Here is an 11399-nt window from a genome sequence, read left to right as displayed (position 1 = left end):
GATGTCCCGCAAGGCCTGCTCGCCTGACAACGCAGCGTGCGAGGGCTTCTTCGGTCGGTTGAAGAATGAACTGTTCTATCCTCGAGACTGGAAGAGCGTCACCGTTGAGCAGTTCATTGAGGTGCTCGACGACTACATCCGTTGGTACAACGAGAAGCGGATCAAGATCTCCCTGGGGGCCCTCAGCCCGATCGAATACCGGGTGAGCCTTGGACTTGCGGCATAAAACCAGTCCAAGTTTTTATCCGCACCCCCAACTCCGCCGCATAGCTGACCATGTTGCCCGAGTCGTTCCACAGATCGAGCGGGCGCATGTCGGCGCCCTTCCAGGACGCCGCCAGCAACACCAGCAGGATGCCCCACGACAGGTACCAGGCCAGGCTGCGCTTGGGCGACGAGGTGCCGGCCAGGGTGGCCAGCGAGGGATTCAAAGCAGAGGACATGGAGACACCCGGGTCGCAACAAGAAACCTACGGATTACTTCAACGCCGCCAGCTGCTGGTCGATCTCGGCCAGGCGGGTCTTCTTGTCAGAATCAGCCAGCGTCGCGTCGGCCTCGATCTTGTTGCGCTTGCCGAACAGGTCCAGCTGGCGGATGGGGGTGAGCTGTGCGTTCGTTGATGGCTTGAAGCCCGAGAGCTTGGAGATCTTCATCACGATCTCCTTCTCGCGCGCATCGGTCTTGGCGTAGTTGTAGAAGAAGTCGCGGATCTTGGTCTTGGTGGACTCAGGCAAGTCCTTGCGCATCACCAGCGGGTCCAGCGGAATCAGGGGCGAGGTCCAGACGATCTTGATGTCCTTGAACTTCTCGGGCTGGCGCTCCTTGATCTTCTCCAGGTTCTCGCTGTTGTTGGTGGCAACATCGACCTGCTTGTTGGCCACGGCCAGCGCGTTGGTCTCGTGGTTGGCACTGCGCGTGATCTTGAAGTGCGTCTTCGCGTCGATCTTGTTCTGTGCAAAGGCGTAGTAGCCGGGCACCAAGAAGCCGGAGGTGGAGTTGGGGTCGCCGTTGCCAAAGCTCAGCGACTTGCCGTTCTTGAGCACGTCATCCAGGGTGGCCAGGGGGCTGTCCTTGTGCACGATGAGGTGCGAGTAGTAGCCCTGTGTTCCGTCGGCGTTCACCATCTGCGCAAAGACTTCGCCGTTGGCGCGGTCCACTGCTTCCATGGCCGATTTGTTGCCCAGCCAGGCCACCTGCATTTTGTTGAAGCGCATGGCTTCGATGAGGCCTGCGTAGTCGGATGCAAAGAAGGCGTTGATCTTCAGACCGGTCTGCTTGGCCATGTCATCCAGCAGGGGCTGCCAGTCGGCCTTGAGGTTTTGCGAGGCCTCGGTCGAGATCATGCCGAAGTTGATGTCCTGGGCCAACGCGCCCGTGGTCAAACCCAGCCCGATCGTCAGGGCGGCACACAGTTTCTTGAACATGTTGAAAACTCCAGAGAAAGGAATTGAAAAGAAACAAAAGGCCGTTCAGGCGGCCTGGACCATGGCGGGCGCCCACTGCGGGACGGGTGTTGGGGCGTGCACGGGTGCTGTGGGGGCACCCGCTGCATCCGCCAGAATTTCGTCGGCGTGCACGCCATACAGGCTGCGCAGCAGTGCGGGCGTGAGGGCCGCCGAGGGGCCGTCGTACACCACCTGACCGTGGTGCAAGGCCACCACGCGGGGGCAGTATTTGATGGCCACATCCACCTGGTGCAGCGACACGATGACAGTGCAGCGGTCCTCGCGGTTGATGCGGGCCAGGATGTCCATGACCTTGCGCGAGGACTCCGGGTCGAGTGACGCGATGGGCTCGTCGGCCAGCACCACCTTGGCGCCCTGCACCAGCGTGCGGGCAATGGCCGCGCGCTGCTGCTGCCCGCCGGACAGGGTGGAAGCACGTTGTGCATGGCATTCGGCAATGCCCACGCGGTGGAGCGCTTCCAGCGCCAGCGCGCGCTCCTGCGGCTTGAACATGCGCAGCCAGCCGCGCCACCAGGGCGTGCGGTGCAGCAGGCCCACCAGCACATTCATCAACACCGGCAAGCGGTCCACCAGGTTGAACTGCTGGAACACAAAGCCCACCTGCGAACGCACCTTGCGGATGTCGCTGTGGATGCGCCCACCCTGCTGCACGCAGCGACCATCCACCTCGATCAGCGAATCGCTGGCCGCATCGGCCACCACCAGGCCCGCCACATGGCGCAGCAGGGTGGACTTGCCCGAGCCCGATGCACCAATCAGCGCCACCATCTCGCCGCGCTGCACGGTGAGGTTGATGTCGCGCAGGGCGTGTTTGCCGTTGGCGAAATGCTTGTTCAGTTGGTGGATGTGCAGTGCGGCGGTCATGGCAGCCTCCTGGGGGTTAAGTCGTCTAGACAACCGGAGTGTGGTTGTGGGGCGTGACAGTGCTTTGACAGTTGGGAGAAGTTTGGATGTCAGGAAAGACTTGCACGCGCTCTACAGCACCCGCTGCCCTTCACGCCACACCCCACGCACCACGGCCTGGCGGCCGCCATCGGGCAGCTCGGCCATGTGCACCTGCACCAGGTCGCCGCGCAGGCCGGGCGCCAGCGCGCCCCGGTCGGCCATGCCCGCGGCCTTGGCGGGGTTGCAGGTGACGGTGGCCACAGCCTGTGGCAGGGGCAGGATGTCGTCCTGCACCAGCCGCATCACCGCGCTCAGCAGGCTGCCGGGCACGTAGTCGGACGAGAGGATGTCCAAGAGCCCCCGGCGCGCCAAGTCGGCCGCCGCTACATTGCCCGAGTGCGAACCGCCACGCACCACGTTGGGCCCGCCCATCACGGTGAGCAAGCCACGTTCGTGCGCGGCCTGGGCTGCGGCCAGTGTGGTCGGGAACTCCGACATCGCGGCCCCTTCGGCATGGGCCTGCTCCACATGGGCCACCGTGGTGTCGTCGTGGCTGGCCAGCGAGATGCCGTGTGTGCGGCAGTAATCCACGAAGTACGCACGGTGTGGCTCGGCGTACTGCGCCTGCAGCGTGGCAGCGTGCGCCACCTGGCGCTCGAATTTCTCGGCGCTCCAGCCCTTCTTGCCGGTGTAGTAGGTGCGCGCCTGCTCGATGTTCTCCCACTGGCGCTGGCCTGGGGTGTGGTCCATCAGTGAGATCAACGACAGGCGCGGGTGCCCGTGGAACGGCTCGAACAGGTCGATGGTGTTGGGCGCAGGCAGCTCGCAGCGCACATGCAGGTGGTGGTCGGCCCGCAGCAGGTTGCGCTCGGTGCAGGTGTCGATGGTGTCGAGCACACGGTTCCAGGCGCTGCCGCGCAGGCTGTCCACATCGGCCTCGCCCACGCCCAGCGCGTCCAGCACCGTGGTGATGCCTGCGGCCGCAATCTCGGCGTCGTGCGCCAGCAGTGCGGGCATCTCGGCCCATTGCACCTTGGGTCGCGGCATCAGGTGGCGCTCGAAGTTGTCGGTGTGGATTTCGACCAAGCCCGGCAGCAGGTAGTCGCCCCCCAGGTCGATGCCTTGCAGGGCCGCAGTGCCCCCACTATCCAGCGACGCAATGCGCCCGCCATCCACCTGCAGGCTGCCCAACAACACTTCGCCCGGCAGCACCATGCGGGCGTTCTTGAACACGGTCGCGGTCATGACGATGCTCCCCGAAAGTCGCCCACATTCACGCGGCGCGTGGCCACGGCGGCGCCCACCTGCGCGTCGTGAAAAATGCCCACCAGGGCCGCCCCGCGCGCCACCGCCTCGTGGATCATGGCGATCACGGTCTCGGTGTTGGCTGCATCGAGCGATGCGGTGGGCTCGTCCAGCAACAGCAACGGCTTGGGCTTGATCATGTTGCGGGCAATGTTGATGCGCTGCTGCTCCCCGCCCGAGAAGGTGGCGGGCGGCAGGTGCCACAGCCGCTCGGGAATGCGCAGGCGGGTCAGCCACTGGCGGGCGGCCTCGCGCGCGACCTCGATGCCCGCAGGGTCGTCCCCGGCGTCTTCCGCCAGTGGTTCGGCCACCACGTCCAGCGCCGACACGCGCGGAATGACCCGCAGGAACTGGCTCACATAGCCCACGGTGTCGCGCCGCAGCTGCACCAGAGCACGCGGCGTGGCCTGTGTCACATCCACCACGGCGCCATCGGCCGAGCGCACCGTGATGCGCCCCGCATTGACCCGGTAGTTGGCGTAGATCATCTTGAGCAGCGTGCTCTTTCCCATGCCCGAGGGGCCGTCCAGCACCACACATTCACCGGGCTGCACGGCCAGGTCCACCTGGGCAAGCACAGGCAGTTCGATGCCGTTCTGGTGGTGCAGGGTGAAGCGCTTGGCCACCCCTTGCATCTGGAGAATGGGCGCAATGGAAGACTGGTTCATGGCTGCAGTACCGAAGAAACGAGGAGCTGGGTGTAGGGGTGTTGCGGGTCGTCGAGCACCTGGTCGGTCAGGCCCGCCTCCACCACGCGGCCGCGTTGCATGACCACCATGCGGTGGGCCAGCAGGCGTGCCACGGCCAGGTCGTGCGTGACCACAATGGCCGCCAACTGCATCTGCCGCGTGAGCTGGCGCAGCAGGTCCAGCAGGCGCGCCTGCACCGACACATCCAGGCCCGAGGTGGGTTCGTCCATGAACACCAGGCGTGGCTGCGTGACCAGGTTGCGGGCAATCTGCAGGCGCTGGCGCATGCCGCCCGAAAACGTGCGTGGTGCGTCGTCGATGCGCGCGGCATCGATCTCCACACGCTGCAGCCATTCCGTGGCCGTGGCGCGCAGGCGGCCATAGTGGCGCTCGCCCAGGCCCATCAGGCGCTCGCCCACATTGGCACCGGCGGATACATCCATGCGCAGGCCGTCTGCCGCGTTCTGGTGCACAAAGCCCCAGTCGGTGCGCGCCAGCAGGCGCTGCTGCGCTTCTGTCATGGCGTAGATGTCCTGCAGCTCGCCGCTGCGCTGGCGGAACTGCACCGTGCCTTCGTCCGGGGCGCTGCGTGCTGCAATGGCGTTGAGCAGCGTGGACTTGCCGGAGCCCGACTCGCCCACCACGGCCAGCACCTCGCCGGGCCACAGGTCAAAGGACGCGCTTTGCAGCGCCACGCGGTCGCCATAGCGCTTGCTGACGTTGCGCACGCTCAGCAGCGGCGCAGAAGGTTCGGGGTGATTCATGTGAGGGTCTCGACAACAAAGCTCAGGCCATGCTGCGCAAAGCCCAGGGATTCATAGAAGGCATGCGCGCCCTTGCGGCGGGCGTTGGACGAGAGCGCGAGCTTGTAGCAGCCCGCGTCGCGCGCCTGCTGCATGGCGTGGGCCATCATCTGGCGGCCAATGCCTCGGCCCTGCTGGTCCTGCGCCACCACCACGTCTTCGACGATGGCCGAAGGCGCGCCCCGGTGCGCCAGGTTGTGCATGACGAGCAGCGCATAGGTGCCCACCACGGCGCCGTGCTGCGCGGGGTCGCAGGCCACCCACAGGCGGTAGCTGGGGTAGCGGGCGAACTGGGCCCACACGGCCAGGGCTTCTTCCAGGGTCAGCACGTCGGCCGGGCTGTCTTCAATGGCGGCATAAAGCGCCAGCACGCTCTCCAGGTCGGACTGCAGGGCTTCGCGGATGTGCACGGTGCTCATGCGGCGTCGCCTTCCACCCGCGCCGTTTCGGCCTGCTGCGCCTGGCGCTCGTGGCAGTAGTCCGAATCGGAACAGACATGCATGCGCCCGCCCTGGTCGTCGGTAATGACCTCGTCCAGAAAGCTGTCGGTGGCGCCGCACAGCGCACAGGCGGCATCCCAGCGCTGCACCTCGAACGGGTGGTCCTCAAAACCCAGGCTCTCCACCGGTGTATAGGGCGGCACGGCGTAGATGCGCTTTTCGCGGCCCGCGCCAAACAGCTGCAGCGCGGGGTTCATGTGCATCTTGGGGTTGTCGAACTTGGGGATGGGCGACGGCGCCATCACATAGCGGCCGTTGACCAGCACGGGGTAGTCGTAGGTGGTGGCGATGTGGCCGTAGCGTGCGATGTCTTCGTAGAGCTTGACGTGCATGAGCCCGTACTCGGCCAGGCCGTGCAGAGTGCGCGTTTCGGTCTCGCGCGGTTCCAGGCGTTGCATGGGCTCGGGCACTGGCACCTGGTAGACGATGACCTGGCCTTCGGCCAGCGGTGTCTCGGGGATGCGGTGGCGCGTCTGGATCAGCGTGGCCTCGCGCGTGCGGGTGGTGGTCGCCACGGCCGTGGTGCGCTCAAAAAAGCGGCGGATGTTGACCGCGTTGACCGTGTCGTCCGAGCCCTGGTCGATGACCTTGAGGCAGTCCTGCGGGCCGATGATGGACGCGGTGACCTGGATGCCGCCCGTGCCCCAGCCATAGGGCAGCGGCATTTCGCGGGAGCCAAACGGCACCTGGTAGCCGGGGATGGCCACGGCCTTGAGGATGGCGCGGCGGATCATGCGCTTGGTGCGCTCGTCCAGGTAGGCAAAGTTGAAGCGGCCGTCCACCGGTGCGGCGTCGGCGGGCAGGCCCATCACGGCGGGTTCCAGGGGCGAGTTCATGCGGCATCCTCCTCGGCGGGGGTTGTGGGGTGGGCGGCAGCGGCGCGCATCTTGCGCACCAGCTCCAGCTCAGACTGAAAGTCCACGTAGTGCGGCAGCTTCAGGTGCTGCACAAAGCCCGAGGCTTCGAGGCTGTCGCTGTGGCCCAGCACAAATTCCTGCATCTGCGCGGGCGACTCCACCGGCTCACCCAGCTCATCGGCGCGCAGGGCACGGTCCACCAGGCTCATGGCCATGGCCTTGCGCTCGCTGTGGCCAAACGCCAGGCCGTAGCCGCGCGTGAACTGCGGGGGCTGGCTCTTGCTGCCCGCAAACTGATTCACCATTTCGCATTCGGTGATCTCGATGTCGCCGATGTCGATGGCAAAGCCCAGCTCTTCGGGTTCCATCTCCACCGCCACCGTGCCCAGGCGCACCTCGCCCACAAACGGGTGCGAGTGCGAGTAACCGCGCTGCGTGGAATACGCCATGGCGAGCAGGAAGCCCTCGTCGCCGCGCGCCAGGTTTTGCAGGCGCGTGGCCCGGTTGGCGGGAAAGCGCAGCGGCTCGCGGGTCAGGTCCGTGGGCGCGGGGTCGCCCGGGGGCACGGGGCGGATTTCGATCAAGCCTTCCTGGTTGAGCAGATCCACCACACGGGGGGTGGGGCCGGGTGGCACCGCAGCTGGCGCAGCGGCAGGCGGCGCCACCGGGCCTTCGGCCAGCAGCTTGAAGTCCAGCAGGCGCTGCGTGTAGTCGTAGGTGGGGCCCAGCACCTGGCCACCCGGCAGGTCCTTGAAGGTGGCGGAGATGCGCCGGTCCAGCACCATGCGGCTGGTGTCCAGCGCGCAGGTGGTGCCCAGGCGCGGCAGCGTGGCGCGGTAGGCGCGCAGCAAAAAGATGGCTTCCACCAGGTCGCCTGCTGCCTGCTTGATGGCCAGTGCCGCAAGCTCGGGGTCGTACACCGATCCCTCGGTCATGACGCGGTCCACCGCCAGCTTGAGCTGCTGGCGGATCTGCGCTACCGAGAGTTCGGGCTCCGAGACATCGCCCCGGCGCTGGCGGGCCAGCAACTGGTAGCTGTTGAGAATGGCGGTTTCTCCGCCTTTGACGGCTACGTACATGCTCAGGCCTCCTGAAGGGCGGTGGCACCGCGCGTTGCCCGCGTGGTGCGTGGCAGACCCACGATGTGGTCTGCAGTGGCCAACAGCAGATCCACACCACGTGGAAACACCCCATGGTTGGCCGCCCACTGGGCCTCGAAGTCGTCGGGCAGGCCATCCACCCGCAAGGCCGCCACATCCCGGATGCCGGGGCCGCGCAAGTGCCACGCATCACTCGCGTCCGTCGTGGTGGCTGCGGCACGCGATACATCGACCACGCAAGTCGCTGACTGGTCGGGGTAGATGTCGGCACCCAGGGCCAGACGGTTCAGGGCAGGCAGCGCATCACCCTGCGCCACCCACACAAAGCGAGCCTGCGCAGCGTCGGCCACCACAGTGCAGCCTGTGTGAAAGCGCAGCCAGGCACCGGCATCACTGGCTGCCAGCTTGGGCGAGAGCCACAAGGTGCAGTCGCTGTCGAGCAGCGCCAGCAGCACGGCAGCCGATGCGGAATGCCCCACGGCAGGAGCCTGCGCATCGTGTTCTACCGCCACCGTGCGGCCGGGGTGCGACAGCGCCTGCAGCACCGCGCGGAACACCGCCTGGCTGCCAAAGGCTTCATTCAAGAATCCGGCACCCAGCGATGCCAAGGGGGTCGTGCTCATTCGGTGTCCTCGTCGTTGTCGGCACCGCTCTCGCGCGCCACGGTTAAGAAGTCCACCTTGGTGCTGGCAGCCCGCGTCTGGCGCTCGGCCTGCGTATTTCGCAGGTGGTTGCGGATGGGTTCGAGCAGTTGTGCGTCCAGCACCGGTTGCTGAACAGGGTCTTGCAGCAGCGCATCGGCCAGGGCCGCCAGCTGCACCTGGCGGTGCGACCGGCCCAGCACGTAGGCTACGCCCACAGTGGCCTCGGCGGCGTCCGATGCGTCGGCCACGCGCAGCGCGCAGCGGGTGACGGTGACCTCGCCCAGGTTGAAGCGCTCGCCCGTGCCACCGGCGCGGCCCTGCACCATCATCAGGCCGGTCTCTGGTGCACGCAGCCAGCGCGCTGGGCGCGTGGCGTGCTCGTGCAACGCAGATTCGAGCAGCCCCAGCGGCGCCCGGGCCAGCAGCGCCATCCACTGCGCGCGGCCCAGGGGGCGGCCCGGCCCCGGGTTGTCAAAGGCTTGAAACATGGAAGTGGTACCCTGAAAGTTGTATAGACAAATTGAACAACTGGCGCCAGCTTAAAGAGCGCGCATGTAGGTTTCATGACAGCCAGCACCACCTCTCTCACGACCCCGTTGCAGGTCCCGCAAGCACCACCACTGCGCCCTGCGCGCGACAGCTTCTGGACGCGCATTGCCGCCGAACTGGCCGAGGCCATCGGCAGCGGCGTCTACCCGCCGGGCCAGCGTCTGCCCTCGGAACACGCGCTGGCCGAGCAGTTCGGCGTGAACCGCCACACCATTCGCCGCTCGCTCGCCAGCCTGTGCAGCCAGGGGCTGGTGCGCATCACACAGGGCAGTGGCACCTATGTGGAAGACTTTGCGGTGGACCTGGTGCTGGGCAAGCGCACGCGCCACCAGCAGGGCCTGGCACAGGCCGGTCTGCGCGGCAGCCTGGTGGTGCTGCAGGCCCAGACCATGCGCGCCACGGCGGCGCTGGCCAAGGCGCTGCAGGTGCCCGCGCGCAGCCCGCTGCTGGCGCTGCGCGTGCGGGGCGACGCCGAGGGCCAGCCCCTGCACATCAGCGAGCGCTACTTTCCCCTGCCCCGCTTCGAGAACCTGGCGGCCGTTGTGCGCGAAACGGGCTCCATCACCGCAGGCTTCACCGCCCACGGCGTGGCCGACTACACGCGCCGCGAAAGCCGCATCACCGCCGAGCTGCCCAGCGCCGAAGTGGCCGCCCAGTTGCGCCAGCCCACGTCGCGCCCCGTGCTGCAGGTAGAGAGCCTGAACGTGGACCTGGCAGGCACGCCCATCGAATGGGCCCGCGCCTGGTTTGCGGGCGACCGCGTGAAACTGACCATTGACCACGATGAACACGCCTGAAATGCCACCCACCCACCACCGCTATGCGGTCTATTTCGCACCCAACCCGGGCAGCCTGGGCTGGCTGGCCGGCAGCCACTGGCTGGGGCGCTGCGCTGCGCTGCTGCAGCCGCTGCAGCAGCTCGCCATCGACGGCGTGGCGGCGGACGACCTGCACCGCCTGACCGCAGCGCCCCGCCGCTACGGCTGGCACGCCACGCTCAAGGCGCCGTTTGCACTGGCGCCCGGCACCGACTGGATCACGCTGCACCAGGCCGTGCAGTCCGTGGCGCGCGGGCTGCAACCCTTTGTGCTGCCGCCCCTTCAGGTGCAACGCATCGACGACTTTCTGGCGCTGGTGCCCCCGGCGTTGCACCCCGCCAATGCGCAGATCCAGGAGACCGCCGCCACCTGCGTGACGGCGCTGCAGCCCTTGGCCGCACCCTTGTCCGACGCCGACCTCGCCCGGCGCCGCTCGGCGGGGCTCACTGCCCGGCAGGACGCGCTGCTGCAGCAATGGGGCTACCCCTTTGTGCTGGACGAATTCCGATTCCACATGTCGCTCACCGGCAGCCTGGCGCAGGTGGACCCGCCAACGCAGGCGCTGGTGTTCGAGGCCGCGCAGGAGTTCTTCTCGGACCTGCCCACCCTCAAGTTCAACAGCCTGGCCTTGTTCGCAGAGCCTACGCCCGGCGCAGACTTTGTGCTGCTGGACCACCTGGAGATGGGCGCATGACCACCGGCAGACTGATTTACTGCATGGGCCCCTCGGGCGCGGGTAAGGACAGCCTGCTGGACTGGTTGCGGGCACATCTGCCCACCCCGTGCCCCGTGCACTGGGCGCAGCGCACCATCAGCCGCTCCGCCATGCCGGGCGGCGAAGCCCATGAAAGTGTTTCGCCAGAAACGTTTGTTGCTTTGCGCCACGAACTGGCCTTTGCCCTGCACTGGGAAGCCAACGGCCTGGGCTACGGCGTGCGGCATGCACAACTGGCGCCGCTGGCCCAAGGTCACTGGGTGCTGCTCAATGGCTCGCGCGCCTACTTGCCTGAGGCCCTGGCGCGCTTCCCGGACCTCGTAGCGGTGCACATCACCGCCAGCCCCCAGGTGCTGCGCGAGCGAATACTGTCGCGGGGCCGCGAGAGTCCTGAGCAGGTGGAGGCCCGCGTGCAACGGGCCATGGCCTACACACCGCCCCCAGGCACTGTCAGCCTAGAGGTACACAACGACGACGCGCTGGGCAATGCAGGCCATCGACTACTGAACGCGCTGGAGCAGTTGCCGGGCTGGCCCCTGCACAGTGGCAAACTTTCACGCCAACAACCTGCCTATTCGTAACCCTTTCCATCCCGTCAGCCATCCACAGCACCCACCATGACTGCCATCACCGTCTATCACAACCCCAAATGCGGCACGTCCCGCAACACGCTGGCCATGATCCGAAACAGCGGCGTGGAGCCCGAGGTCATTGAGTACCTCAAGACCCCGCCCGACCGTGCCACGCTGGTGGCGCTGATTGCTGCCACGGGCGAGCCGGTGATCAACGCCGTGCGCACCAAGGAAGCGATCTTCACCGAGCTGCAACTGGACGCACCGAGCGTCACCGACGCACAGCTCATCGACGCGATGCTGCAGCACCCCATCCTCATCAATCGCCCCATCGTGGTCACGCCCCTGGGCACGCGGCTGTGCCGCCCGTCCGAGAAAGTGCTGGACATCCTGCCCGCGCCCCAACAAGGCGCCTTCACCAAGGAGGATGGCGAAGTCGTCATCAACGCGCAGGGCCAGCGTGTCTGAGGCAACCTCGCGCGCCCCCACCATGGC

At 66.9% G+C, this 11399-nt stretch carries 15 protein-coding genes and 1 pseudogene; 5 read left to right on the top strand and 11 right to left on the bottom strand.

Annotation, left to right across the window (positions count from 1 at the left end; all coding sequences use genetic code 11):
* Window positions 1–226 (top strand): IS3 family transposase (locus ACODS0_RS26250; RefSeq protein ID WP_488838143.1); only part of this gene is annotated, 226 nt, incomplete at its 5' end.
* A gap of 31 nt (window positions 227–257) precedes the next feature.
* Here ACODS0_RS26250 and ACODS0_RS26245 read toward each other — a convergent pair.
* The 11 genes and pseudogenes from ACODS0_RS26245 to phnG form a co-directional block, all read right to left on the bottom strand.
* Window positions 258–443 (bottom strand): annotated as a pseudogene (locus ACODS0_RS26245) (phosphonate ABC transporter, permease protein PhnE); the annotation flags it as partial.
* Between the two features lie 34 nt (window positions 444–477).
* Window positions 478–1425: a phosphonate ABC transporter substrate-binding protein gene (gene phnD, locus ACODS0_RS26240; RefSeq protein WP_488838141.1), complete on the bottom strand. Its 948-nt coding sequence runs from the start codon at window positions 1423–1425 to the stop codon at window positions 478–480.
* Between the two features lie 45 nt (window positions 1426–1470).
* Window positions 1471–2331 (bottom strand): phosphonate ABC transporter ATP-binding protein, encoded by an 861-nt coding sequence (phnC, locus tag ACODS0_RS26235; RefSeq protein WP_056745669.1) that lies wholly within the window; start codon window positions 2329–2331, stop codon window positions 1471–1473.
* 111 nt (window positions 2332–2442) lie between these two features.
* On the bottom strand, window positions 2443–3597 hold the full coding sequence (locus tag ACODS0_RS26230; RefSeq protein ID WP_488838139.1) for an alpha-D-ribose 1-methylphosphonate 5-triphosphate diphosphatase: 1155 nt from the start codon (window positions 3595–3597) through the stop codon (window positions 2443–2445).
* Complete coding sequence (gene phnL, locus ACODS0_RS26225; RefSeq protein WP_488838137.1) at window positions 3594–4325, bottom strand: phosphonate C-P lyase system protein PhnL; 732 nt, start codon at window positions 4323–4325, stop codon at window positions 3594–3596. Before phnL ends, ACODS0_RS26230 begins: the two co-directional genes overlap by 4 nt.
* Window positions 4322–5110, bottom strand: coding sequence for a phosphonate C-P lyase system protein PhnK (gene phnK / locus ACODS0_RS26220; RefSeq protein WP_260666074.1), 789 nt, complete (start codon window positions 5108–5110; stop codon window positions 4322–4324). The genes phnL and phnK overlap by 4 nt, the downstream gene beginning before the upstream one ends.
* Window positions 5107–5568 carry a GNAT family N-acetyltransferase gene (locus ACODS0_RS26215; RefSeq protein WP_488838135.1) on the bottom strand — a complete coding sequence of 154 codons (462 nt, stop codon included), beginning with the start codon at window positions 5566–5568 and terminating at the stop codon, window positions 5107–5109. Before ACODS0_RS26215 ends, phnK begins: the two co-directional genes overlap by 4 nt.
* Window positions 5565–6485: an alpha-D-ribose 1-methylphosphonate 5-phosphate C-P-lyase PhnJ gene (locus ACODS0_RS26210; RefSeq protein ID WP_488838133.1), complete on the bottom strand. Its 921-nt coding sequence runs from the start codon at window positions 6483–6485 to the stop codon at window positions 5565–5567. Before ACODS0_RS26210 ends, ACODS0_RS26215 begins: the two co-directional genes overlap by 4 nt.
* A complete protein-coding gene (locus ACODS0_RS26205) occupies window positions 6482–7585 on the bottom strand; it encodes a carbon-phosphorus lyase complex subunit (protein ID WP_488838131.1) in 1104 nt (367 codons plus the stop codon). Before ACODS0_RS26205 ends, ACODS0_RS26210 begins: the two co-directional genes overlap by 4 nt.
* A 2-nt stretch (window positions 7586–7587) precedes the next feature.
* On the bottom strand, window positions 7588–8229 hold the full coding sequence (gene phnH, locus ACODS0_RS26200) for a phosphonate C-P lyase system protein PhnH (RefSeq protein WP_488838129.1): 642 nt from the start codon (window positions 8227–8229) through the stop codon (window positions 7588–7590).
* A complete protein-coding gene (phnG, locus tag ACODS0_RS26195; RefSeq protein WP_488838127.1) occupies window positions 8226–8738 on the bottom strand; it encodes a phosphonate C-P lyase system protein PhnG in 513 nt (170 codons plus the stop codon). The genes phnH and phnG overlap by 4 nt, the downstream gene beginning before the upstream one ends.
* Before the next feature lie 75 nt (window positions 8739–8813).
* Here phnG and phnF point away from each other — a divergent pair, with 75 nt between their 5' ends.
* Genes phnF through arsC form a run of 4 tightly spaced genes read left to right on the top strand, consistent with a single transcriptional unit; the run spans window position 8814 to window position 11372 of the window.
* A complete protein-coding gene (phnF, locus tag ACODS0_RS26190; protein ID WP_488838125.1) occupies window positions 8814–9596 on the top strand; it encodes a phosphonate metabolism transcriptional regulator PhnF in 783 nt (260 codons plus the stop codon).
* On the top strand, window positions 9583–10311 hold the full coding sequence (locus ACODS0_RS26185) for a DUF1045 domain-containing protein (protein ID WP_488838123.1): 729 nt from the start codon (window positions 9583–9585) through the stop codon (window positions 10309–10311). Before phnF ends, ACODS0_RS26185 begins: the two co-directional genes overlap by 14 nt.
* The gene (gene phnN, locus ACODS0_RS26180) at window positions 10308–10913 is read left to right on the top strand and encodes a phosphonate metabolism protein/1,5-bisphosphokinase (PRPP-forming) PhnN (protein ID WP_488838121.1); all 606 of its coding nucleotides are present in this window, start codon (window positions 10308–10310) and stop codon (window positions 10911–10913) included. Before ACODS0_RS26185 ends, phnN begins: the two co-directional genes overlap by 4 nt.
* A 36-nt stretch (window positions 10914–10949) precedes the next feature.
* Entirely contained in the window at window positions 10950–11372 is a 423-nt protein-coding gene (arsC, locus tag ACODS0_RS26175) for an arsenate reductase (glutaredoxin) (RefSeq protein ID WP_218298997.1), read from the top strand.
* Window positions 11373–11399: the final 27 nt, after the last annotated feature.

The organism is Acidovorax sp. FG60, from assembly GCF_057808995.1.
This window is presented reverse-complemented; position numbering and strand designations above follow the sequence as displayed.